The following is a 23,883-nucleotide window of genomic DNA, read 5'->3' on the forward strand; positions in this document are numbered from 1 at the left end:
CGAGTTTTTTCCTACGTTTCTTCGATACGGCTTCGGGAAAGAGTCTGGATGTGTTCGGGAAGTGTTCGGGTAGGCTTCGACTACGGTTCGCCTTATACATACGAACAGGAGACGAATAGAGGTCGACAAAAAGCCGAAGTTGATACGAACTTGCCACGACCACAATACGGAAAAGCCTCAATTACATCCCGACCACGAGGAAAGAAGTTTATATTGAAAAAGACTGTTGTATTGAGGGTGGCGCCCTGATAATTCTGTCAACTTTAGTGCAATTTTGTTGGAAAAGCTGAAATAATGTCGGATTTACATTTGTGGCATAATTAGTGTAAATTTGGTGTGGCGAATTTTGCCGGGATTTTTAAATACAGGAAAATGATTATAGGGTTTTTGAGGACTGTTTTATTGATTGCAATTTTTTATTACTTGGTTAAGTTTATCGGACGGATTTTGTTGCCAATGTTTATTGCTAACAGGGTGAATAAAATGAATAATCCACATGTTAAGCAAAAGCAATATGCCGAAAAAATGAAGCAGCAAGAGGGGAAAGTGACTATTCAAAATGGAAAATCAAACAAAAAAATGACCACCGATGACATGGGAGAGTATGTGGATTATGAAGAGGTGAAGTAGGATTTGATAAAATTGCTGTTGGTTCTTAGGGTGTAATTGATTATCTTATTACGCAAATTCCTAACAACCAATAAATATGGATTTTCCTCTTTTTCATTTAGATTTTATGGGTAACCGGATGTTGGTTGCCGTTATTGCCATTATCCACGTTTTAATAAACCACGCTATTGCTGTTGGTTTTGTTCCTATTGTTACACTGCTCGAGTATTTGGGATATAAATCAGGAGAAACAGAGCCTGAAAAAGGTGCTTACTGGGATAAGTTTTCGTATAAGCTTTTATTTGTTGCCTTTGTTATAACCACTACAGTAGGGGCGTTAACAGGGGTAGGTATATGGTTTGCCGCTGCCTTGGTAAACCCTGCTTCGATAGCAAGTTTAATCCGTGTTTTTTATATGGCCTGGTTTACAGAGTGGCTTATTTTTGTAACCGAGGTTGTGTTAATCATGCTCTACTTTTTATCGTGGAAACGCTTGTCGAAAACCCGCGAAGGGAAAAGGAAGCATATTATTTTTGGGGCATCTCTGGCTATATTTTCGTGGTTGACCATGGCTATTATTGTTGCTATTTTAGGGTTTATGATGGATCCGGGAAATTGGTTGAATGATGGTGACTTTTGGTCGGGAGTGCTGAATCCAATCTATATGCCCCAGTTGGTTTTCCGCACCGGAGTATCCATGATGATGGGAGGGATGTTTGCCTTGTTTCTATCTTCGTTTTTCCTTAAAAAAGATAATCCGGTTAAAGTGCCTGCAACCAGGACCATGACCTTATATACCTTGTTTTGGACTCCAATTGCGGCCCTTGGGGCATTTATTTATTATATAAAGATTCCGGACTATATGGTTGGCAACTTACCGGTTGCTTTGGGGACGCAACAATTTCAGGAGTGGTACGGATCGTTAATTTATGTTGTAGCAGGAGCTGTTGCAGTTGCTGTTTTGGTTTGCCTGGGACTGCTTTGGAAACCAAGGAAATTTCCCAAAGGTTGGCTGTGGATTCCACTGATATTGCTATTTGGATTTTTGGGTACTTTTGAGCGCTTACGTGAGTTTATTCGCAAGCCATATGTAATAGCCGATTATATGTATGCCAACGGATTGCTGAAAGAGGATTATGCTTTATTTAAGCGGGATGGAGTTTTGCCTCATTCATCGTATACCAATACATCAAAAGTAACAGAACGCAACAGGCTTGAGGCCGGGAAAAACGTGTTTAAGATAGCTTGCACCAGGTGCCATACCACCGGAGGGATCAACTCGATAGTTACCAATTTTGAAAAAATGTATGGTGCAGAAAAGCCATTTGATGCAACGGCCATGAAAGCCTATATTTCCGGAATGCATAATGTGAAAATATTTATGCCTCCGTTCCCGGGGAATGAAGAGGAATTGGATGCTCTGGTGTTATATATCAAATCGCTCCAGGAGCATCCGGAAACACTGGAGGGGGTTCAGATTAATGGTACAGAAGTTAATCTATACAAAATTAAATCAGATCAGTAAACTAATTTTCAGAACTTAAATCTATAAATATATGTTCAGTCAGATGCAATTGGTGCCCAAAGATATTCCACTTCCTTTGCCCTTACCTGAGTGGTTGTTGATTACCTTGTTGGTTTTGTCGTTTTTGTTACACATTTTGTTTGTAAACCTTATGTTAGGAGGTTCTATACTTACCTTATGGTTTGAACGGCAAGGCCTGAAGGATAAAAGGTATGATTCGCTGGCCTATCAGGTGGCGCAGACCATTACGGTGAATAAGAGTCTGGCGGTTGTGTTGGGTGTGGCTCCTTTATTGTCGATTAATGTGTTGTATACCATTTATTTTTACTCGGCAAATGCGCTTACCGGTAAATATTGGATTATGCTGGTGCCATTGGTGGCTTTTGTGTTTTTGTTGCTGTATGCACATAAGTATACCTGGAAGATTTTAGAGGATAATAAACCGCTGCATATCGCTATTATTTCTGTGGCAGTGGGCTGTTTCCTTTTTATCCCGTTTGTGTTTTTAACCAATATTAACCTGATGTTATTCCCTGAAAAATGGGGGGAGGTGAGTGGTTTTTTCTCTGCATTGTCATTACCCAATGTATTGCCCAGGTATTTTCATTTTGTAGTGGCATCATTGGCCATTACCGGGTTGTTTTTGTTTTATTATATAAGTCGTAAGTCGTTTGAGTTTGAAGAAGAGCTGCCAGGGTTTACCAAATATGAGCTTCAGAAAAAGTTCTATTCGCTTGGTTTTGGTGCAACTGTATCGCAGTTTTTGTTTGGATCGGTTGTTTTTATCACCCTGCCCTCAAAAGGGGTTGACTGGGATATGTTTTGGTTTATAGCTACGGGTGTTAGTTTTGCTATTGTTGCCATGGTGCTGATGTGGAAAGAAATTACAGGTCCTGTGGAAAAGATAGGGCGTTATTTTTATTATGTGGTTGGGATATTGACCGTTACTGTGATTTTTATGGGTACGGGGCGTCATGTTTACCGGGCCAATGCCCTTGAGCCCCATCAAAAACTTATGGCAGAAAGAACGGCCAGGCATATTGAGATGGTTCAACAGGCAGCTCTGGAAGCAGAAATGGGACTGGAAGCAGAAAAAGATTTGCCACCGGGAGAAAAGTTGTTTAAGCAGTATTGTTCCGTGTGCCACAAATTGGAAGATAGGTTGGTTGGGCCTCCGGTAACAGAAATGATTGAGGTATATAAAGATGATTTTGAGGGTTTTAAAAAGTGGGTGCGCGTCCCTGGCCGCAAAAGGATGGAATATCCGGCAATGACAGGATTCCCTCAGCTTACTGATGAGGAGTTAAAGGATCTGGGAGATTATATTTTTGAACAGTAACAGAGAGGCAATGATCAACAAACAACAAACAATGATCAATTAGCAATGATTAAATTGATACCTGCTAATTGATCATTGAAAACCGGATCAGCCCATTTTAAAGTAATCAATAATCTTTTTCAAATCAGTGGCCAGTTTTGATAGTTCCTGGGCGCTACTGGTAAATGTATTTGCTGATAAGGAGTTTTGTTGGGTAATTTCGTTAAGTTCCTGTATGGCATTGTTAACCTGTTGTGCCCCGCTTTGTTGTTCGATACTGGCAGCTGCAATCTCGCTCACTAAAAGTGCGGTTTCCTCAATTTCGGGGATTACTGCTTTCATTTGTTTTCCTGATGCCTCTGAAACTTCAACGCCGTGTTTGGTTAGCTCAATAATTTCTTTGGCTGCTGCCTGTGAGCGTTCAGCCAGTTTTTTTACTTCATTGGCAACCACAGAAAACCCTCTTCCCTGCTCTCCGGCCCTGGCTGCTTCAACGGCTGCATTTAGAGCCAGGATGTTGGTTTGGTTTGCAATGTCGTCAATCACCATTATTTTTGTGGCTATTTCGGTCATTGATTCTTCTGTGGTTTTAATGGCTTCGTAGCCTTTTTTCATTTCCTCGGAAGCATTGCTGGCAATACGCTCTGTTTTTTGGGCATTATCTGTATTCTGATGGATGGTTGCTACCATTTCTTCCATCGAGGAACTTATTTCTTCTGATGAGGCGGCCTGATTTGAGGCGCCATCGTTTAGTTTTAAAGCTGATGATTTTAAAGTGTTGCTTGATGCGTTTATATGGTCGGAACTTGAGATGATTTTTTGGACGATGGCTTTTAAGTTGCCCGTCATGCTTTGAAGTGATGTAATGATATCACCGATTTCATCATTCCTGGAAAAATCGATGGAAGCATTTAGGTTTCCATTGGCAATTTCTTTTGTGTAGTTGGCGCTGCTTTTAAGTGGCTTTACTATTCCATTTGCCCAAAGGTATATTATAATGTAGAATATGATCAAGCCAATCATGCCCACCGCCATACTGCGATAAAATATGTTGTTGGTTTCTTTTAAAACAACCTCTTTGGGAACCTGAATGCCCAGGGTCCATTTTTTTTGGGTGTCTTTTACCTGTATGGTGGCCAAAGTTAAATACCAATCCTCATCCCCGTTGTTGAATTCGGTTTGATATATCCCGGTTTCCAATGCCTGTTGGATTTCGTCTTTAAGTAATGTGGAGTCTATCGGGGTGTTTTTAAAAATTGATTTTCCTATTAATTCATTATTAGTATGGCCAACAATATCTCCGTTGTTTGATAGCAGAAAACTAATGGCGCCATCAAAGGATTTCATGTCTGAAACAATGTCTTCCATGTTATCAAGCCTGATATCGACTCCAACAATACCCTGGAATAAGCCATTTTTTTGAATAGGCACAACGATGGAAGTCATCAAAATACCCTCCAGTTCTTTGGTAACCACATCGTAGTATGGATCCCAGATGTCTGATTGGTTTTCTTCTCGTGCCTGGTAATACAAGCTGTTCAGGTCATCGTTGTTCATGTCAACGGTAGACTTTGCCTGGTTTATTTCTCCATTTAGCCTGTAGTACACATTACGTATTCTTCCATTTTTAAACTCATAGGAGGGATCAAGAGCTTTGAGTTCCCAAATTTGCCAGGTTGACAGGAATTCGGGATTATCCTTGAGCCAGCTGGTTAACATGGTATTGTAAACGTTATCCTTGGGCTTGGTATCCATTTCTAAATATTGTTCATAGGTATTTGCCAACACTTCAGCTCCTTCATGAATCAATCCCAGTTCACCTTCAATCAGGTTTTTAAACTCAGAAACCTGTGTTTTAATAATATTTGTGGCAGAAGAAATGGCTTGATTTCTCATGTTTAAAGTAATAAAGCCAAGTATCAGGGCAAAAATAATGGTTGAAGAAATTAAAACATTGGCAAGTAACCTGCCCTTTAAGCGGAAAACAAATCGATTCATACAACTCTTATTAATATATCCAACAGCTGTGATATAGTGTCCCCAATATAATATCACAAAAATTTAATGATCTCTTTTACTACATTTACAACAAAAAGGTTTCGTGTTCAAATTTAAAAAGCGAGCCGTTAACCCTTAAATAATATTAAATGCTGTGGCAATAAAAGCTTAAATATTGACATTGACCCTATGAAAAATATAGTGGGATGTAAAAATATCTCAAAAAATAGTTTTGGAGCCTGAATAATATCATGTATGGAATTTACTGGTGAATTATAACGATCCTTTGTTTGGGTAAATTGTTCGACGGGCTTAGTCGTTAAATTAAAAAGTATTTGTACATTCGGGTGTTGGAAATTAACATATAAAATTAACCCGCTTAAATTATCAGATGCAAACTAAAAAAGTTCTATCCCTAATTGCTGTTGTGTGTATGGTATTTATAACCGCCTGCAACAGATCTCCCAAAGTTTCCCCAACTTTATCAGAAGTTAAGTATAATCCTAAAGTAAGTGCATTTACATCGGGAATGGTTTCGAACCAGGCTGAAATTATGGTGCGTTTTTCGGAAAAAGTAAGCAGTGCGGAACCGGGAAGCCCTGCTTCATCCAGCATCCTGCATATGAAACCCAAAATTGAGGGTGAGGTATATTGGGCTGATGAACAATCATTGGTATTTAAACCAAAAAAAAAGCTTGAACAGGAAACGGTATATAATGTAAAAGTAAAAATGGCTCAGGTGTTTACTGATGCCAAAGAGGATTTTGAGTTTTCTTTTCAAACGCTTACGCAAAATTATCGTGTTGAAGTTGGTGAGGTTACTCCTTATGATAATACAGACCTTTCGGACAATAAAATATCGGGAAACCTGATTCTTTCTGATTATGCCGATACCATCCAGGTACATAAAATAATAAAATCATTCCAGAACGGAGAAGAGCTAAAAGTGGAATGGCTTTCAACGGTTAGGCAGAATAATTTTCCGTTTGTAATCCACCATATTCGCAGGGGTGATTCGCAAGATAAACTTAAATTGGAGCTGAACGGAACGAGCATTGGTATTGATAAGGAAGAAACAAAGAAAATTGAAATACCGGGGATTGGCGACTTTGAACTGGTAGATGCAAGGGCTGTATTTCATCCCCGCCAGGCTATTGAGATAACATTTACAGATCCTTTAAGCCCTAATCAGAATCTGGCAGGACTGGTTACCTGGGATATAGATCATTCTTTTACAACTACTATTGAGGGGAATGTAATTAAAATTACCCCTGACCGTACAATAACCGGAGCAGTAAAGCTTCGTGTTTATGAGGGGGTAGAAAATATATTGGGAACAAAAACCGATGGGGATGAGGTGTTTACACTTACTTTTACCAGCATAAAGCCCCAGGTTGAATTTTTAGGGAAGGGGACTATATTGCCGGAATCAGATGGTTTGAGCGTTCCTTTTAAGGCCGTGAGTTTAAAAGAAGTGCAGGTGCGTGTGATCCAGATTTTTGAAAACAATATCGCTTCATTTTTACAGGTAAATAAACTGGATGGTGCATATCAGCTAAAAAGGGCCGGACGGTTAGTTGTAAAAAAAACAATTCCCCTGAATGTTGACAGGACGGTGAATTTAAACCAGTGGAACACCTTTTCTATTAATCTGGAAGATTTAATAAAAGTGGACAGGGGCTCAATATATAGGGTTGAGTTGAGGTTTGCCCGTAAAAATGCCATATATCCTTGCGCCAGTGAGTCAGAAATGGAGACAGATAATCAGTTGGCGGATGAAGATGAGATTACAGAAGCTGAAATAGCTTATTATGATAACCCTGATCAGGGTTCGAGCTATTGGGATAATGAATATTATTATTACAACTGGCGCGATAGGGACGATCCTTGTAAAAAAGCTTATTACAGAAGTGAGCGTTTTGCCAGCAGGAATATTCTGGCATCGAACCTGGGGATTATTGCAAAAAAAGGTAGTGATAAGGAGATGGTAGTAGCGGTTGCTGATTTAAGAACCACTGAGCCCATAGCCAATGTAGAGGTTGATGTATATAATTATCAGAACCAGCTTATCAATTCTTCAAAAAGTAATGGAGAAGGGCTTGTGAGGTTGGATGTAACAAAAAAGCCGTATTTGTTAATTGCAAAACATGAAAACCAAAGGGGCTATCTCCGTTTGGATGATGGATCCTCTTTGTCGCTAAGTAGGTTTGATGTTGCCGGACAAACTATAGATAAAGGGTTGAAGGGATATATTTACGGTGAACGTGGTGTATGGCGTCCCGGAGATACCTTGTATGTATCCTTTATTTTGGAAGACAGGGAAAAAACACTGCCTGAGAAGCATCCTGTAGTGTTTGAGTTGAGCAATCCATACGGGCAACTGGTAAAACGAATGGTCAGTGCTTCGGGTATTAATAATATGTATTTGTTTAAAGTACCCACCAGTCAGGAAGCCCCAACCGGTAACTGGATGGCCAGGATACTGGTGGGAGGTACTGTATTTAGTAAAGCGCTAAAGGTTGAAACCATTAAGCCAAACCGTTTAAAAATAAATATGGATTTTGGAAAGGAGAAACTCTCAGTTCTGGAACCATATATTGCAGCAAAAATGGATGTAAAATGGCTCCATGGTGCGGTGGCAAAAAACCTGAAGGCAAATGTAACCGCTACATTGACATCTGTTCCAACAAGGTTTGATAAATATGCCGAATATACTTTTGATGATCCAACCCGGGAGTTTTCAAGTGAGGAAGTAACTCTGTTCGAAGGGGAAACGGATGCGGATGGAATTGCTATGGTGAGGGGAAATCTGGAAGTGAGCAATGAGGCTCCTGGAATGTTAAAGGCTTCCTTCCGGACCAGGGTTTTTGAGGAGAGTGGTGATTATAGTATTGATCGTTTTTCGATTCCTTATAGTCCGTATAAATCCTATGTAGGGGTAAAAATCCCTGTGGGCGATAAACGAGGTATGCTGGTAACGGATAAGGATCATTCTGTTAGCGTAGTAACTGTTGATCCGGATGGGAATCCTGTTTCCAGAAAAAATTTGCAGTACATTATATATAAGGTGAGCTGGCGCTGGTGGTGGGAGACAGGTGAGGATAACCTGGCCCGATATATTTCGTCATCGTCGCAGCAAATAATTGCGAAGGGAGATTTTGATACCGATAAAGGTATCGGAAGTTTTGATTTTCAAATTAAATATCCCGATTGGGGAAGGTATCTGGTTCGTGTTTTTGACCCGGTTAGCGGACATGTGTGTGGCAAAACCATGTATGTGGATTGGCCCGGATATGCAGCAAAACCGGTTGGCGACAACCCGGAAGCTGCCTCAATGCTTACCTTGTCTGTAGAAGAAGCAAGGTATAATGTTGGGGATATGGCCCGGGTAAATTTTGCTTCTTCCGAAGGAGGAAGGGCATTGGTAACTGTTGAAAATGGATCAAAGGTTATTAAAGAATATTGGGTAGAAACACAAAAGGAATATACCTCGTTTCAGTTTGAGGTAACAAAGGAAATGACACCGAACATCTATGTTCATGTTACCTTATTGCAACCTCACGCCCAAACAGCCAACAATTTGCCCATTAGAATGTATGGCGTTACACCATTGTTGGTAGAAGATGCGCAAACCCACCTGAAACCACGTATTGATATGCCGGATACCCTGGTGCCTGAACAGATGGTAAAAATTAAGGTGAGCGAAGAGAGTGGTAGTCCGATGACATACACCATCGCTATGGTTGAAGAAGGGCTATTGGATTTAACCCGTTTCAAAACACCGCAGCCATGGAATCACTTCTATGCCAGGGAAGCCCTTGGAGTAAGAACCTGGGATATTTATAATCAGGTAATAGGAGCTTATGGCGGACAAATAGAAAGGGTGTTTAGTATAGGTGGGGATGGTGAACTGGATGCCAAACAAAAAGATCCGAGTGCCAACCGTTTTAAACCGGTGGTAAAGGTATTTGGGCCTTTTGAATTGGGAAAAGGGGATTCAAAAACGCATGAGTTTAAGATGCCGCAATACATTGGTTCTGTACGAACTATGGTGGTAGCACGTAATGACCGTAGTTATGGTAATGCGGAGAAAGCCACCCCGGTTAAGAAACCTTTGATGGTACTGGCTACGTTGCCAAGGGTTTTGGGACCTGGTGAAACGGTGAAGCTGCCTGTTACTGTTTTTGCCATGAGTGATGATATTAAAAATGTGGAAGTTTCGGTTGAAGCAAATGAATTATTGGACGTAAAAGGAAATAAAAAGCAAAGAATCACCTTCGATAAATCAGGAGATAAAGTGATCCCGTTCACAATAGAAATACCAAAGAAACTGGGCGTAGGTAAAGTAAAGATTATAGCCAAATCGGGCTCTGCTGTTGCAGAAGATGAAATAGAGATTCAGGTTCGCAATCCGAATCCGCCAAGGGTTACATCAGTGAGCAAGTCCTTTCAGGCACATGAATCAGGGGCAATCCCATATGAATTGTTTGGAATGGATGGCACCAATAAAGTCACAGTAGAGTTATCGTCCATCCCTCCGGTAGATTTTGGGCGAAGGTTAAAGTATTTGTTGAGCTATCCTCATGGATGTGTGGAGCAAACTACCAGTTCGGTGTTCCCGCAATTGTATTTGGAAAATGTGATGGAGGTGGATGAGAATACCAAAGCCCGAATTGAAAAAAATGTCAAAGCCGGTATCAGCAGGTTGTCAACTTTTATTACCAGAGATGGAGGTTTTGCCTACTGGCCAGGAAATACAGAAGCTGATGATTGGGGCACTTCCTATGCAGGTCACTTTTTATTGGAGGCTGAAAAGAAAGGTTATAGTTTGCCTATCAATTTTAAAAACAAATGGGTGCAATATCAAAAACGCAGGTCGGGCAACTGGACGCCTGAAAACTTTGGGCATTACCAGGATCTGAATCAGGCCTATAGGTTGTATACACTAGCCTTAGCTGATAAGCCCGATAAAAGTGCCATGAACAGGATGAGGCATATTTCAAGCCTCTCGGCGCAGGCCCGCTGGAGATTGGCTGCGGCATATGCACTCATTGGCCAACAAGATGTGGCCTCTCAGTTAATTGCAAACACCACCATAGATGTAAAAGCGAAAAGTAAGTATTATTCGTACGGATCTGTGCTTCGTGATCAGGCCATGATATTGGAAACTCTTTCTTTATTGGGAGAACTGGATAAGGCAGCTCCGTTAATGAAAGAGATTGCAGGAAAACTGAGTTCCCAAAGCTGGTTGAGTACGCAAACAACAGCATATTCATTAATTGCCTTGTCGCAGTTGGTAGAGCGTAGTGGAAGCAACAAGTTATATTGTGAAGTTGGAAAAAATGAAATTCGCTCAGATAAACCAATTCATCAGGTAGAAATTTCGGATAATCAGTCTTCACCAGGCAGTGTTGATATTAAAAACCATGCAGAAGGTGTGTTGTTTGTACGGGTAGTGTTGGAAGGAACGCCTTTTAAAGGAGATACTGTAAGCGAAAGTTCAAATTTGAAACTGTCGGTTAAATACACAACCCTTGATGGTAAAACTATGGATGTTTCAAAAATACAACAAGGCACCGATTTTATGGCTGTTGTAACCGTGAGCCACCCCGGACAACTTTCGGGATACGAAGATATGGCCCTGACCCAGATCTTTCCTTCAGGTTGGGAAATCAGGAATACCAGGATGGAAGATGTAAGGTCGTCCTTTGAAGTGGATATGCCGGAGTACAGGGATATCCGTGATGATAGGGTGTATTCTTATTTTGACTTGCCAAGAGAAAAAAGCAAAATATTTATTGTATTGCTAAATGCCACCTACCAGGGACGGTATTATCTGCCTTCGGTATCGTGCCAAGCGATGTATAACAATGAGATAACAGCACGCAGGGCCGGCAAGTGGGTTGAAGTAGTAGCAGAATGATTTTTTAATAAATAACCAGAACAAAAAATGATGAGAAGTAAAATTTTATTCGCATTCTTATGCGTAATTGTATTGTTAGGATGTGAAGATGACAAAGATCCTGTAAGCAGTAAAGGAGATATTTATGTTACAGTTGTAGAAAATGGAGGTTATTATGGCGTATCGGGTCCGGTTGAAGGAGCAACCGTTTTTACAGTTCCTCCTACTCTGCAGGGAGTAACAGATGAATTTGGTACAACATTAATAAGGGGGATTGAGTCGGGATCGTATGAAATTTATGCAGAAGTGAGTGGGTATGGAGCAGGAAAAGCAGTTGTAAATGTTCAGGCAGATTCATTGGATAGGGTAAATATCTATATCGAAAGGGGGGTGAGTACGGGTTATACTCCAAAAATAGAGGTGATCTTGCCTTCATTGCCTGCCAACTTTTCCCTGGGAGAAAATGTTATTTTTTCGTTTAATGTAACCGATGAGGATTCTCCGGCAAGCGATATTGATGTTGTGATATCCAGTAGTCTGGATGGGGAGTTGCATAAGACAAATCCGGATGTTAATGATAATGTGAGGTTCGAAACAGCAGACCTGTCACGAGGGGTTCATACTATTTCGGTTTCAGCCACCGATGCTGATGGATTTATTGCATCAAAAACATTCGATTTATCCACATTGGCTCCAGGCCCGCTCACATTAACTTCGGCTGAAGTGGTGACTTCCGGGGTAGAATTGAAATGGGAGCAATATGGGATGGATGATTTTAAGAGATATGAGCTATTAAGGGCTACGGGTATTGATGCTGAAGGGACTATAATCACCTCTTTTAGTACAATTGAATCTACTGAGTTTGTTGATGAATTGCCACCGTTAGTAAGTGAAGTATATTATTATCTCAGAATAGTGAACACTGATGGTCACACCAGAAACAGCAATAAAATAAAAGTAGAACAACCTGCAGGCAAAATTTATTACGACCTGCCAAAGTTTGCGGTTCACCATCCCTCAGAGCCGGTGGTGTTTATTTATGATCAGTTTTTGAATAAGCTAAAGGCCATCAATTATGAAACACAAACCGAAATTAATTCAGTTGTCCTACAAGGGTCAATTGGCAGGTTTGCTGTAGGAGATAATGGTTACGGCCTGGAGGTTTATGTTCCTAATAACAGTGGTTTTATTCATATTTATAATGCCAATACCTTCGATTTGGTTTACTCAATCAATACAGGTCTGCCAACAGAATGTGTGGTTACCAACAACAAGGGTTATATAGTTGCCTCAGTAGAACCTTCGCCATGGTGGGAGCAGCCGGTTCGTACCTATTCCAGGGCAACAGGTATCAATATCAGTGGGAATGGGGATTTTGAAGGTGATTATTTGAGGTTTGTGCCCAATAGCAATAACATAGTTTCTATTTCGAGGCAGGTGAGCCCTGTGGATATGGAATACTTTGAATTGGATGATGAGGGAAAAATCCTCAAGCATTATGATGACAGTTACCATGGAGATCATCCGTTGGATCCTAATATTTTCAGGATTTCATTAAACGGTGAATTTACAGTTACCAGCACCTATGGAGCTGTTTATAGTGCCACTTCCTCAATGATATATAAAGGGATGATTGATAGGGGGACACTTACATTTTCTGACTTTGCCTTTAATGAAGAAGGAACCATAATCTATGCAGGTACTTCAAACAGGAAATCAATTCAAATTGTAAAATATCCTGAGTTAACCCGTAGCGACGAGATCCTGCTAAAAGGGTATCCTAAGTTTTTATTCAATTATGGAGATGAGATTATTTCTATTAGTAAAGTAGATATGAATTCTGAAAATTTTGCCATAGAAAGAATTAAAATCAACTAAAACATTTTTTGATACACTTTTTGTTTTGTAAAAGAGTCAAGGAGATTATGCAGAAGTATTTATGCGTTGGATTATTCCTGGTTTTTGCATTTGTGTTTGGGGAATCTAAAATGGAAGCCCGAAAATTTACAGGCTATATCATCACCAACCAAAATGATACTGTTAATGGTTTTATAAAGCACTTTGTTTTTAACAGGCGTACAGGAGGATTTGTTTTTAACGGGTTTGATCCTGAATGGCATTTTATAGAGGTGGCTTTTAAAGAAAGTCTGACCGACCACTATGATGTATTTAAGCCAGGTCAAATAAAAGAATATGGTTTTTATTGTCGAAATCAGCTCTATATTTTCAGAACTAAAATTGTTATAAAGAAAAGTCTTGTTACCAAAGAGAGTCATAGAAAGCACTTTTTGCAGTTGATTTCGAGTGGAGATGGATATGAAGTGTATAAGCACCAGGTTTACCTTGATAGATGTGAATGGAATCTAACATGTCATCATCCTTTTTACGAGTATTATTATTGTCGTAATGGGGAACGGTTAACAAGAATATGGGGACGTTAAGAACGGTTGTAAACAACATAGGCTTTTAGTAAATTAAAAAGCTTTAAATAAAGAATCAGGCAGGAAATATTTTTAATTTTGAGGGCGGCTGTTATGCTGCCCTTAATTATTTAAATTAGGGTATATTCAAAAGGCGAAAAGCCTGTAATATCACAGACTGTACGCCTGAAACTTATAGAGAATGTGTAAGGCTTTCAGTCTTTTAAACCATTAATTCCAACCTCTTTTTGAATTTATTATCTATAGGATTGTTATGAAAAAGTTGATCTATTATTGTTTGTTAATTCTGACTCTTGTTTTTATTGGTGAAATGAAAAGTGAAGCAAAGAAAGTTTCCGGATATATCATTACCAATCAAAACGACACTATTAAAGGTGAGGTTAAACTGTATACTTTTGCCAGAAGAAATGGTCAGGTAACCTTAAATAGTTTTGATTATGAGATGACCTTTGTTGAGGTTCCGTTTTGTAAATCAGGAGAGAAAAAAATCACCGTATACAAACCAACTGATATTAAAGAATATGGATTCACATTCAAGAAGATCTTGTATAAATACAAGTCTTTCTTAGTTAAAACAAATAATATCTCACTTAACCATAGAGAGAAACAGCATTTTCTTCAATTGGCGCGTAAAGAAGGCAGAACAGAAATATATAAACATCAGAAGTATCGTTTGTCGAAAGATAATATGGAAAACATACCCTATTATGTGTTTTATACCTACAGTGAAAAGAATGGTCTGCAGAGTGTAAAATAGTATCCCATCGCTCGAACCCCCTACCTGCCTTTTATGTATAATTATCTTATGATGCTAAATTACCAGAGGGTGATGCGCTTTGCTGTGCCCGAAAAGATGTTTTAACTTATCTATGTTTGATTATCCCAACAAGATTTCCTTGGAAAACAAATTAACCAATTATGCGTACAAGGTTTTGGTTTAAGAAACAACTAAAATGAAGCACATCCTGAGCACATACAAATCGGTTATACTCCTTTTTTTATTATTTGCTTTTGCTACTACTTATGCCCAGCAAAAAGGAAAGGCATCTTATTATGCCGATAAATTTGAGGGCAAAAAAACAGCAAGTGGTCAGGTTTACAAACACGAGCTAAAAACAGCTGCCCATCGAACGTTTCCTTTTGGAACCAAAGTTAAAGTTACCAATGTTGCAAATGGAAAAAACGTTGTAGTTACCATTAACGACCGCGGACCTTTTGTAAAAGGAAGGATTATTGATTTGAGTAAAAGTGCGGCATCGCAATTGGATGGCGTTAGGGCAGGCATCATTGAGGTGGAGATTGTTGTGTTGAAAGAGGAAAAAGAGTGAAATAAGGACAAAATATGACATTAGGTTTTTGGGTAAATATGTTAACTAAACAGAGGGGTGGTGGCGAATAATATCTTCTTTAGAATAAACGACTACGTCACAATAGAATTCAATTATTGTGTTTTTTGGTAAAATAAATTATTAGTTTATCTTTGAGGTGCTTTTGAAAAATACATATAAAACGCAAGTTGTAATTTTGTATGTAATTAAAATTTAAAACCATATAAAAATGAAAACCTAAGATAATCCCATGCTTACTTTGTAGCGTAAGTTGCATGTGAGATCGAAATAACAAACTTAATTTTAAAATGTAATTAACCGACTTTTACAATTTTCAAGACCATATTTTAATCAGAACCATTGCTGTACTTAACAAAAGTTTAAAGTTTTTCTTACGTATTTGAGAACCCATACATCTTTTTATAACTGATAAAGCAAAAGTTTTGCATGCTTATCAAAAATACCTTGAGCTAATGAAAACTTAAGGAAAGGAGGGTAAAATTCTGCAAAGGATTTTGAACGACTTAACAGTTTCCCAACAAACATTCAAACAATGACCTATAATCGAGAAATAAACATAATCAGGAAATTAATGTTCAACCTTAAAGAGTTGGAAAATACCATTAATACGGAGGAGTATTTAAAGTGCCATTTCTCCAAAATTAAAGATCCTTTTCCCCACAAACAAAATGCGTGGGATGCATTGTTAAAAGATAAAGAGAAAAACAAAGCGGATTTGTACAAAACAATTAAAGATCTAATGGGAGAGCTGGATAAACAAAACTAGCCGTATACCGTACAGAATAAATACATACGGGTAATAAAAAGTAGTTATGAAAGATCAAAAAGTAATTTTGCACAAGTGTATAAAAAATGATGAACCGGCTTTTGTTATAGCCGGTCATGATGTTTCGGCAGTAGAAACTTTGAAGGCTTATTATGATGTGGCAAAGAAAAATGGAGCTGATGAAATATTCCTCAAAGACATGCAGGACGTAATACAAGAATTTGAGCTATTCCGGAAACAGGAACCCCAAAAAATAAAAATGCCTGTGCTAAAGGATTATGAACACTAGTACTGAGTTTATAGAGTTGAAAGTTTGTAAAGTTGAAAGTTCATAAAGTTTATAAAGTTTATAAAGTTGAAGGTTTATAAAGTTTATAAAGTGGGATAGATTGTTGGTGTTGATATGCAGATAATACCAGTTTTACTTTAAAACTTAATCAAACGTTTTACGGGAATCGGCAACCAGGCGGTTAATCTCTTTGAGCTCGGCTTTAGTAAGGTTGCGCCATTTGCCCACCGGAACATCTAGTTTTACGTTCATTATCCTAACGCGCTTTAGTTTTTTAACCTCGTAACCCAGGTATTCGCTCATGCGCCTGATTTGGCGGTTTAGACCCTGGGTTAATATAATCCGGAATTCAAATTTGCTGAGCTTTTCCACCTTACATTTGCGGGTAACTGTATCCAGGATAGGGACTCCATTGCTCATGCGCTGGATAAAACTGTCGGTAATGGGTTTATCTACTTTTACAATATATTCCTTTTCATGGTTGTTTCGGGCTCGGAGAATTTTATTCACGATGTCGCCATCATTGGTTAAAAATATCAGGCCTTCGCTTGGTTTATCTAACCTGCCAATAGGGAAAATCCGTTTGGGGAAGTTGATGTAGTCGATAATGTTATCCTTTTCAACCCCGGTGTCGGTAGTGCATACAATGCCTATGGGTTTGTTAAAGGCGATATAAACCGGCTTTTCTTTTGAAGGGGAAACCAGTTTGCCTTTTACGCGTACTTCGTCACCGTCCATCACTTTAGTCCCCATTTCGGGCACTTTACCGTTGATGGTTACTTTTCTGGCCTCAATTAGTTTATCCCCTTCGCGTCGCGAACAAAATCCAACCTCACTAAGGTATTTATTGATGCGTACCCCGTTGTTCTCGCTCATGATTACCGTGTTTTATTTTTTTTGGCAAAGGTAGTAATGTGAATCAATAGTTGAAAGAAAAATAACATGCGAGGCATAAGGGTTCCCACTTTTTTCTACAGTCAAAAAAGTGGGCAAAAAGTCCGCCGATTACACCATTCTCTTACCATTACTTTCTTTGAATTTGAAAAGTGGGTCGTAAGCTACGTTGCTGATGTTGGTTGCATTATTTCGTTTGAGGCGATTTTCCTGTCATTATATCCGAAAATAGATAAGGAACGGATCTGTTTTACAAAGTGCCTATACAGATCCGATCCTTTTTATACATTAAACCACTTTTCATCAAGCGATAAAACGGGGTTCTCCTGGATGTCATTCATACAAGGGACTTCTCCCCAAAGTGCATCCGGGAAATATTTTTTTAAGTGTGTTTTTATAATCCCCGCAGAATCTGCTGTAATTTCCGGAGCTGTAACCGGATAATGATTGTAGATGACTCCATACACATCAACTCCTCTTTTTTTCAACACTTCAAGAGATAACAAGGTGTGGTTAATAGAACCAAGTTTGCCTGAGGTAACCAGAATAACCGGGTAGTTATGTTGTTGGATAAAATCAATTACCATTACCTCTTTGTTAATAGGTACCATTAAACCGCCAACGCCTTCAACCAAAACATCTTTATATTGCATTTCAATATTCTTGATCGACTGATGTATGGCATCTTCATCAATGCGAACACATTCCATTTCGGCAGCTAAATGCGGGGAGGCAGGAAATTTAAAAAGGTACGGACAGGTTTCTCCGTTTTTATCTTCGGGGAGCATTGGTAAACCCATTATCTTCCGGTGTACCTCAATGTCTTCTGAGTATTCAGGGCACCCGGTCTGGGCCATTTTCATGGTGATAATGTTGCGTCCCTTATCTTTTAAATATTTGGCAAGCATTCCGGTAATTATGGTTTTGCCTGCATCGGTATCAATTGCTGAAATAAAATAGGTTGACATAGTATAATGTTTTTACCACCAGAAACTAAATATATCAAATCACAAAGTATTTATTATAACCATTGTGTTTGTGGTTGGTGTGGATGAATTATTTTTTCTGTAAAATTAGTACAAATGGATTGTAGGTTAGAGGGTACTTGTTGTTACTACAAAACATCTTGTAGTCGTTACAAAAATCCAGTAAGTCCTTTTTGCCCCACTTTGTTGATGAAACGGCATTTACACCAGTGTACCGCATATGTTTTAGTACATCTGTTGGGTGGTTAAACCACATTTTTTGATGCCATGATTTGTAATCCAGTATTTTAAAGTGGTTGCTTGCGCTAACCAATACATCTTTGATGCTTTTATAATCGATCCCCTTGCCTGTAATGGTTTTTATTTCCATAAAATTGTCCACGTCGAACGAAGAAAGGGCAAAATATCCTTGCGCATTTAAAAGAGTACTTATCCTGGCAAAAAAAGAGTCCAGATCCTCAATCCATTGAATGGTAGCTCCCGACCAAAAAACATCCTGCGTAGCAGGTGGCGATACTGTTTGGGCATCTCCTTGTAAAAAAGCCAATTTAGCATTGCTATTGCTTTCAACAATTTGTTTAATGTTGGGCTCCATTTCACCTACCAGGTCGTTGGCCCAATAATGTTCGGCAGTATATTTTCTTGTAATCTGATTGGTTAGCAAACCTGTGCCACATCCCAGTTCCATCATGTTGGTTTGATTTTCAGGAATGTGTTTTTGAGTCATATTTACCAGCACTTCAGCCATATGTTTTTGAACGATAGCGTGAGTATCGTAGGTCTTAGCTGCGCTGCTAAATCGTTTATATAATAGCTCCTTATTCACGGACTGTTTTATTGTTGTATTTTGCATCAAAATTTCCTTATCTGTTGTCTCCCTGTTTTATCTATTGCTCACAAGAAAAGTCACATTCACCTTGATCATCATCCAAAATTGTCTTTAGGCGACTAAGTGGAGCGGGTTGGAAAACTAAAATCATTGTGTTTTTTGCAGGCATTATCTTATAATATCTTCCCATCTATTGAAATGGTAAAAACAAAAATGAGGAGCGTCAATTTCTTTTATTGTGGCTTTCTCTTTCCAAAAATCAAGTTGGTTTTTAGCCAGAAATATCATGTCGGAAGAACCGATAAAAGCTTTTTGATAGGGAGTTGTATCTGAAGTGTCAGACTTAAAGTGTTGAATCAATGCTGCCAACTCATCCTTCTGGTCATTAAAATCTCTTTGGGGCTTATCGGCTTCAAACTTTTTCCAGGCTTCGTTGCCTCCAAGCATCCTGCGCTGGAATTTCATCAGGTTTCTTTCATTTAGGTTGTTCAATGTGCCCTGTACAATAGTTTCAGCGATGCCAAATTGTTCGTGAACCGGTTTTAGGGTTCCGTTAACTGCCACTCCTTCTTTAATTTGAATGCAGTATTGTTCACAAACATGCTGGCCTATCCAAACACCATACGACCAGCCTATAAGAAGGATCTCATCATAATTTTTTATTTGCGCAATAACTTCCGGGGCAAGCTTTAGTTCGCGATAATCATTCAACATCATCACATCAAATTCTTGCGAACTAAGGTGGTTAAACTGATGTTCATCACATCCCCATCCGTTAAAAAACAGGATGAGTTTGTTTTGGTTTGAATTATTTAGCCAGGTATGTTTCATTTTGCCGAGTTTGTTTATTGTGTCTTTTACTAATCAATCAGGTTCACCCTTTCACCTTTCACCTTGTTCCCTTTTCCCTTGTTCTCTTTTTCCTTCTACTCCATAAACCTCTTCACTTCCATCATCACCTCATCCAATATATCAGGATTAATATTTGCTGTAAGAGATAACCTTAACCTTGCTGTTCCCTTGGGTACCGTAGGCGGTCGTATGGGGAATATCAGGAAGCCTTTTTTCTGAAGGTGTTCTGCCAAAGCCACTGCCACCTTGTTTTCCCCAACCACAATCGGAATAATATAACTTCCAAATGTTTTGTAGCCCATATCCTGCACCATATCGTTACAAAGCGTTACCAGTTTTTTCAACTGCTTGCGTTGTTGTTTGAACTCAGGCATTTTATCAATGATAAACTTGCTCCAGGCCATGTTAATGGCAGGGAGTGCCGTAGTAAATATCAATGTACGGGCTTTGTTGATGAGCACCTTGTTTAAAACATTATTCAGGATGGCATAAGCGCCTACACTAGCCATGGCCTTGCCCATGGTGCCGATGATGATGTCTATTTGTGACACTACACCAACTTCTTCGCATAATCCCAGCCCGGTTTCCCCCATTGCCCCTACGGCATGCGCTTCATCTATATATAAAATGGCATTGTATTTTTCTTTCAGTTCAACCAGCTTCTCCAAGTCGGCCTGGTCGCCGTCCATGCTAAAAACCGATTCGCTAACTATAAATACATTTTGGTGAAGATCACGTTTTTTCTCCAGGATAGATTCCAGGTGTTCATAATCGTTATGACGGTAACGAATTTGTTCAGCGTGGCACAAGCGTATTCCATCAATGATGCTGGCATGACACAGTTTATCAGATAAAATCAGATCGTTTTTATCTGATAGAGCAGGCAAAATTCCGGTATTGGCATGGTATCCACTGTTAAAAAAGAGAGCACCCTGGCTTCCGTACCATTTTTTTAGCGTCTGTTCCGTTTCGTCATAAATACTATTATTTCCTGTTAAAAGGCGAGATGAGCCGCTACCAAAAGTAAGCCATTGCGGGTTTTGCGACAGCAATTCCATGAATTCACTTTTGAGGTTTTCATCACTTGCCAGCCCCAAATAATCGTTCGACGATAGGTTGAGCATCTTTTTGCTATTGAAAGTACAATATCCCGAAGAGTCATTCCGGATGGCCTTCAGGGTTCTTGTAAGTCCTGCTGATTCAATTTGCTCTAATGTTTTTTCAAACACATTCATTCTTTACCCTCCATAGTTTCGCTAATAACTTCCAATAGTGCCGAACACAGCTTGCCAAGTTCCTGTTCCGAGATAATAAAGGGAGGCATCAGATAAACCAGCTTTCCAAAAGGCCTTACCCAAACACCTTTATCTACAAAAGCCTTTTGAATAATGGCCATATCCACCGGTTTCTTTAGTTCAACCACCCCGATAGCCCCCATGCAACGAACATCGCTTACAATATTAAGTTGCTTGCATGGTTCAAGTCCCTTTATTAATTGTTTTTCAATATGGATGACTTTCTGTTGCCATTTTCCATCTAACAACAGTTTGATGCTTACATTGGCTACAGCACAAGCCAATGGGTTTCCCATAAAAGTTGGACCGTGCATAAACACACCAGGTGATCCGTTGCTGATGGTGCTGGCCACTTCATCGGTAGCCAAAGTAGCAGCAAAACTCATATAGCCCCCTGTGATGGCTTTGCCCAGGCACATGATATCAGGAGTGATACTGGCATGGTTGCAGGCAAATAATTTTCCTGTTCTGCCAAAGCCTGTTGCAATTTCATCTGCAATAAGAAGCACCCCATATTGTTCACAGAGTTGTTTTACTTCTTTTAAATATTCTGCTGAATAAAACCACATTCCTCCGGCTCCCTGAACAATAGGTTCCAGGATAAAGGCAGCCATTTCTTTATGGTTTTCTTCAAAAAGTTGTTTTAATCCGGCAATATGATCATCGCTGCAAGGCTCGTTATACCTGCATTGGGGTTGATCTGCAAAATAATGAATAGGCAAGCGTCCGTTAAAAATGTGGTGCATCCCCGTTTCCGGATCACAAACCGACATGGCATGCCAGGTATCGCCATGGTAACCATTGCGGATGGTAGCAAACTTTACCTTTTCTTTGTTTCCTTTGCTCCACCAGTATTGCAAGGCCATTTTTAATGAAACCTCAACGGCTACGGAGCCGGAATCACAGAAAAATACTTTATCAAGGCCATACGGAGTAATATCAACTAATCTTTGAGCGAGCTCCACAGCAGGCTCATGAGTCAATCCCCCAAACATGATGTGCGACATCTGTTTTAGCTGGTCTTCCATGGCCTTGTTTAAAACCGGGTGGTTATATCCATGAACAGCCGCCCACCACGAAGACATCCCATCAACCAGTTTCTCTCCCGTTTTCAGATGAATGGTACATCCCTCTGCTTTGTCAACAGGATATACCGGAAGTGGATTTGTAGTTGATGTATATGGATGCCAAATATGGTCTTTGTCGTATTGTAGTAATTCCTTAGTATTCATTTTTGTATCAAGTACTAATTACAGCTGTTGCATTTCTTTTCGCCAAGACTAAAGCCTGCTTTTTCAAAAGCTTGTTTGTCCTGATTAATATTGGTTCCCACAGTAGTTAAATAATCACCTACCAAGGCGGCACTTACACCTGAAGCCAGTGCTTTATCCTGGATGTGGGCAATAAGGCTTCTTCCCCCGGCAAGGCGGATGTTGGCTGTAGGATTTATAAAACGAAACAAAGCAAAGGCCGTTAGTATCTCTTCATCAGAAATTGGAGTATCTACTTGTAATGCAGCTCCCTCTACCTGCATTAAAATGTTAATAGGAATCGATTCAATTTTTAGTTCCTTTAAAGTAAAAGCCATTTCAATGCGTTGTTCCGGGGTTTCGCCCATCCCGATAATACCTCCTGAGCATACACCCATGCCTAGTTCCTGGGCATATTGAATGGTTCTTATTTTTTCTTCAACGGTATGGGATGATACCAATTGAGGGAAAAAGGAAGGTGCCGTTTCAATATTGCAATGGTAATGCTCCACTCCGGATTCTTTTAGTTTTTCAAGCTGAGATTTGTTTAACAATCCCATAGAAGCACAAAGTTTTATGGGGGTTGTTTTTTGTATGTTTTTATAAACACCACAAAGTTGATCGAGATTTTTATTTGAAATGGCGCGCCCACTAGTTACCAATGAAAATTTGTGTACCCCTTTTTCTGCATTTTCACGGGCTTGTTTTTCGGCAACCTTTAGGTCCACCAGCTCATATTCCTCAACATTTGTATTGTGAAACATCGACTGCGAACACCATTTGCAATCTTGTGTACATTTGCCCGATTTGGCATTTAAAATACTGCACATCTCCATTTTATCGCCTCTGAAATGTAAACGAATCTCATTGGCAGCCGCATACAGCTCATCTTTGTCAACATAGGTTAATAATGCCAACGCCTCATCCTGGGAAATTGCCCCTCCGTTTAAAATCCTGTCTTTTATTTCTTTTACCATAACGCACAAAAAAAAGCCGCTAACCAGATTGTGTATCCGATCAGCGGCGATTAATATTTTTATTAATAACTAATGTACTTTTTGCATATTCAGCAGGTGCATTTACTAATGCAGGAATTGCCTGCAATAATTCAATATCCTGCAACTCATCAGCATCTTCATTTATTTCCTGGGCAATACACAACGATAGAATATCTTCTATATGCTCCACCACTTGTCCAACCCATAATGCAACAGATACCGAAAGGCTACTGATGTGAATCACTTTTCCTAAAGAACAAAATGCAGCAAAGCCCTTGTTGCTCCATTGTTTAAAATGAAGCTTACCTTTGTTTTTGATGCTATTGAGCCCTTCGTTTTTCATTGCGTGCAAAAATAAGCGAAAAAGTAATTGGTTGTATGATGTTTTAGGTTGTTTCTTAGCAGGTTTGGTTTTTTATGCTTCGTCAGTTTTTTTTGCAAGCACTAAATACAATAGTTCGTTAATTATTTATAAGTGTAAGAATATCATTAGTTCGTTAAATTTTTATAATGTGCTGATTCTAAATACATTGAATAATTTATGGCAAAATTATTATCTTATTGATTTTAAGCGAATTGTAA

General features: G+C 39.3%; 19 protein-coding genes. 10 read left to right on the forward strand and 9 right to left on the reverse strand.

Features of this window, described 5'->3' with window-relative positions; all coding sequences use genetic code 11:
* Window positions 1-372 precede the first annotated feature (372 nt).
* From OM074_RS19265 to OM074_RS19275, 3 genes are all read left to right on the forward strand, one after another.
* On the forward strand, window positions 373-630 hold the full coding sequence (locus tag OM074_RS19265; RefSeq protein ID WP_301202241.1) for a DUF4834 family protein: 258 nt from the start codon (window positions 373-375) through the stop codon (window positions 628-630).
* 76 nt (window positions 631-706) lie between these two features.
* The gene (locus tag OM074_RS19270; RefSeq protein ID WP_301202242.1) at window positions 707-2,134 is read left to right on the forward strand and encodes a c-type cytochrome; all 1,428 of its coding nucleotides are present in this window, start codon (window positions 707-709) and stop codon (window positions 2,132-2,134) included.
* 31 nt (window positions 2,135-2,165) lie between these two features.
* Window positions 2,166-3,473, forward strand: a complete 1,308-nt coding sequence (locus OM074_RS19275) for a c-type cytochrome (protein ID WP_301202243.1) — start codon at window positions 2,166-2,168, stop codon at window positions 3,471-3,473.
* Between the two features lie 87 nt (window positions 3,474-3,560).
* On the opposite strand, the gene OM074_RS19280 is transcribed toward OM074_RS19275, so the two are convergent.
* Entirely contained in the window at window positions 3,561-5,450 is a 1,890-nt protein-coding gene (locus OM074_RS19280; RefSeq protein WP_301202244.1) for a methyl-accepting chemotaxis protein, read from the reverse strand.
* A gap of 391 nt (window positions 5,451-5,841) precedes the next feature.
* Here OM074_RS19280 and OM074_RS19285 point away from each other — a divergent pair, with 391 nt between their 5' ends.
* The 7 genes from OM074_RS19285 (at window position 5,842) to OM074_RS19315 (ending at window position 16,197) form a co-directional block, all read left to right on the forward strand.
* On the forward strand, window positions 5,842-11,373 hold the full coding sequence (locus OM074_RS19285) for an alpha-2-macroglobulin family protein (protein WP_301202246.1): 5,532 nt from the start codon (window positions 5,842-5,844) through the stop codon (window positions 11,371-11,373).
* A 27-nt stretch (window positions 11,374-11,400) separates the two neighbouring features.
* Complete coding sequence (locus tag OM074_RS19290) at window positions 11,401-13,230, forward strand: fibronectin type III domain-containing protein (RefSeq protein WP_301202247.1); 1,830 nt, start codon at window positions 11,401-11,403, stop codon at window positions 13,228-13,230.
* Between the two features lie 47 nt (window positions 13,231-13,277).
* The gene (locus tag OM074_RS19295) at window positions 13,278-13,793 is read left to right on the forward strand and encodes a hypothetical protein (protein WP_301202249.1); all 516 of its coding nucleotides are present in this window, start codon (window positions 13,278-13,280) and stop codon (window positions 13,791-13,793) included.
* A gap of 253 nt (window positions 13,794-14,046) precedes the next feature.
* Window positions 14,047-14,550: a hypothetical protein gene (locus OM074_RS19300; protein ID WP_301202250.1), complete on the forward strand. Its 504-nt coding sequence runs from the start codon at window positions 14,047-14,049 to the stop codon at window positions 14,548-14,550.
* A gap of 196 nt (window positions 14,551-14,746) precedes the next feature.
* The gene (locus tag OM074_RS19305) at window positions 14,747-15,121 is read left to right on the forward strand and encodes a septal ring lytic transglycosylase RlpA family protein (RefSeq protein WP_301202252.1); all 375 of its coding nucleotides are present in this window, start codon (window positions 14,747-14,749) and stop codon (window positions 15,119-15,121) included.
* A 553-nt stretch (window positions 15,122-15,674) separates the two neighbouring features.
* Window positions 15,675-15,908 (forward strand): hypothetical protein, encoded by a 234-nt coding sequence (locus tag OM074_RS19310; protein WP_301202253.1) that lies wholly within the window; start codon window positions 15,675-15,677, stop codon window positions 15,906-15,908.
* 46 nt (window positions 15,909-15,954) lie between these two features.
* Complete coding sequence (locus OM074_RS19315) at window positions 15,955-16,197, forward strand: hypothetical protein (RefSeq protein ID WP_301202254.1); 243 nt, start codon at window positions 15,955-15,957, stop codon at window positions 16,195-16,197.
* 144 nt (window positions 16,198-16,341) lie between these two features.
* Here the strand turns inward: OM074_RS19315 and rluF are convergent, their stop codons facing one another.
* From rluF to OM074_RS19355, 8 genes are all read right to left on the reverse strand, one after another.
* Entirely contained in the window at window positions 16,342-17,073 is a 732-nt protein-coding gene (gene rluF / locus OM074_RS19320) for a 23S rRNA pseudouridine(2604) synthase RluF (RefSeq protein ID WP_301202256.1), read from the reverse strand.
* Between the two features lie 299 nt (window positions 17,074-17,372).
* Window positions 17,373-18,059 carry a dethiobiotin synthase gene (gene bioD / locus OM074_RS19325; RefSeq protein WP_301202257.1) on the reverse strand — a complete coding sequence of 229 codons (687 nt, stop codon included), beginning with the start codon at window positions 18,057-18,059 and terminating at the stop codon, window positions 17,373-17,375.
* Between the two features lie 88 nt (window positions 18,060-18,147).
* Entirely contained in the window at window positions 18,148-18,930 is a 783-nt protein-coding gene (gene bioC / locus OM074_RS19330) for a malonyl-ACP O-methyltransferase BioC (RefSeq protein WP_301202258.1), read from the reverse strand.
* 144 nt (window positions 18,931-19,074) lie between these two features.
* The gene (locus OM074_RS19335; protein WP_301202259.1) at window positions 19,075-19,737 is read right to left on the reverse strand and encodes a DUF452 family protein; all 663 of its coding nucleotides are present in this window, start codon (window positions 19,735-19,737) and stop codon (window positions 19,075-19,077) included.
* 95 nt (window positions 19,738-19,832) lie between these two features.
* Window positions 19,833-20,993 carry an aminotransferase class I/II-fold pyridoxal phosphate-dependent enzyme gene (locus OM074_RS19340; RefSeq protein WP_301202261.1) on the reverse strand — a complete coding sequence of 387 codons (1,161 nt, stop codon included), beginning with the start codon at window positions 20,991-20,993 and terminating at the stop codon, window positions 19,833-19,835.
* The gene (gene bioA, locus OM074_RS19345; protein WP_301202262.1) at window positions 20,990-22,285 is read right to left on the reverse strand and encodes an adenosylmethionine--8-amino-7-oxononanoate transaminase; all 1,296 of its coding nucleotides are present in this window, start codon (window positions 22,283-22,285) and stop codon (window positions 20,990-20,992) included. Before bioA ends, OM074_RS19340 begins: the two co-directional genes overlap by 4 nt.
* A gap of 14 nt (window positions 22,286-22,299) precedes the next feature.
* Window positions 22,300-23,280 carry a biotin synthase BioB gene (bioB, locus tag OM074_RS19350; RefSeq protein WP_301202264.1) on the reverse strand — a complete coding sequence of 327 codons (981 nt, stop codon included), beginning with the start codon at window positions 23,278-23,280 and terminating at the stop codon, window positions 22,300-22,302.
* A gap of 40 nt (window positions 23,281-23,320) precedes the next feature.
* Window positions 23,321-23,644 carry a hypothetical protein gene (locus OM074_RS19355; RefSeq protein WP_301202265.1) on the reverse strand — a complete coding sequence of 108 codons (324 nt, stop codon included), beginning with the start codon at window positions 23,642-23,644 and terminating at the stop codon, window positions 23,321-23,323.
* Window positions 23,645-23,883: the final 239 nt, after the last annotated feature.

The sequence above is a fragment of the Plebeiibacterium marinum genome (genome assembly GCF_026013615.1).
GTDB lineage: Bacteria > Bacteroidota > Bacteroidia > Bacteroidales > Marinilabiliaceae > Saccharicrinis > Saccharicrinis marinus_A.

Coding starts and splice junctions, on each gene's coding strand:
- OM074_RS19265 (WP_301202241.1), top strand. CDS start 373: ATGATTATAGGGTTTTTGAGGACTGTTTTATTGATTGCAATTTTTTAT.
- OM074_RS19270 (WP_301202242.1), top strand. CDS start 707: ATGGATTTTCCTCTTTTTCATTTAGATTTTATGGGTAACCGGATGTTG.
- OM074_RS19275 (WP_301202243.1), top strand. CDS start 2,166: ATGTTCAGTCAGATGCAATTGGTGCCCAAAGATATTCCACTTCCTTTG.
- OM074_RS19280 (WP_301202244.1), bottom strand. CDS start 5,450: ATGAATCGATTTGTTTTCCGCTTAAAGGGCAGGTTACTTGCCAATGTT.
- OM074_RS19285 (WP_301202246.1), top strand. CDS start 5,842: ATGCAAACTAAAAAAGTTCTATCCCTAATTGCTGTTGTGTGTATGGTA.
- OM074_RS19290 (WP_301202247.1), top strand. CDS start 11,401: ATGATGAGAAGTAAAATTTTATTCGCATTCTTATGCGTAATTGTATTG.
- OM074_RS19295 (WP_301202249.1), top strand. CDS start 13,278: ATGCAGAAGTATTTATGCGTTGGATTATTCCTGGTTTTTGCATTTGTG.
- OM074_RS19300 (WP_301202250.1), top strand. CDS start 14,047: ATGAAAAAGTTGATCTATTATTGTTTGTTAATTCTGACTCTTGTTTTT.
- OM074_RS19305 (WP_301202252.1), top strand. CDS start 14,747: ATGAAGCACATCCTGAGCACATACAAATCGGTTATACTCCTTTTTTTA.
- OM074_RS19310 (WP_301202253.1), top strand. CDS start 15,675: ATGACCTATAATCGAGAAATAAACATAATCAGGAAATTAATGTTCAAC.
- OM074_RS19315 (WP_301202254.1), top strand. CDS start 15,955: ATGAAAGATCAAAAAGTAATTTTGCACAAGTGTATAAAAAATGATGAA.
- rluF (WP_301202256.1), bottom strand. CDS start 17,073: ATGAGCGAGAACAACGGGGTACGCATCAATAAATACCTTAGTGAGGTT.
- bioD (WP_301202257.1), bottom strand. CDS start 18,059: ATGTCAACCTATTTTATTTCAGCAATTGATACCGATGCAGGCAAAACC.
- bioC (WP_301202258.1), bottom strand. CDS start 18,930: ATGCAAAATACAACAATAAAACAGTCCGTGAATAAGGAGCTATTATAT.
- OM074_RS19335 (WP_301202259.1), bottom strand. CDS start 19,737: ATGAAACATACCTGGCTAAATAATTCAAACCAAAACAAACTCATCCTG.
- OM074_RS19340 (WP_301202261.1), bottom strand. CDS start 20,993: ATGAATGTGTTTGAAAAAACATTAGAGCAAATTGAATCAGCAGGACTT.
- bioA (WP_301202262.1), bottom strand. CDS start 22,285: ATGAATACTAAGGAATTACTACAATACGACAAAGACCATATTTGGCAT.
- bioB (WP_301202264.1), bottom strand. CDS start 23,280: ATGGTAAAAGAAATAAAAGACAGGATTTTAAACGGAGGGGCAATTTCC.
- OM074_RS19355 (WP_301202265.1), bottom strand. CDS start 23,644: ATGAAAAACGAAGGGCTCAATAGCATCAAAAACAAAGGTAAGCTTCAT.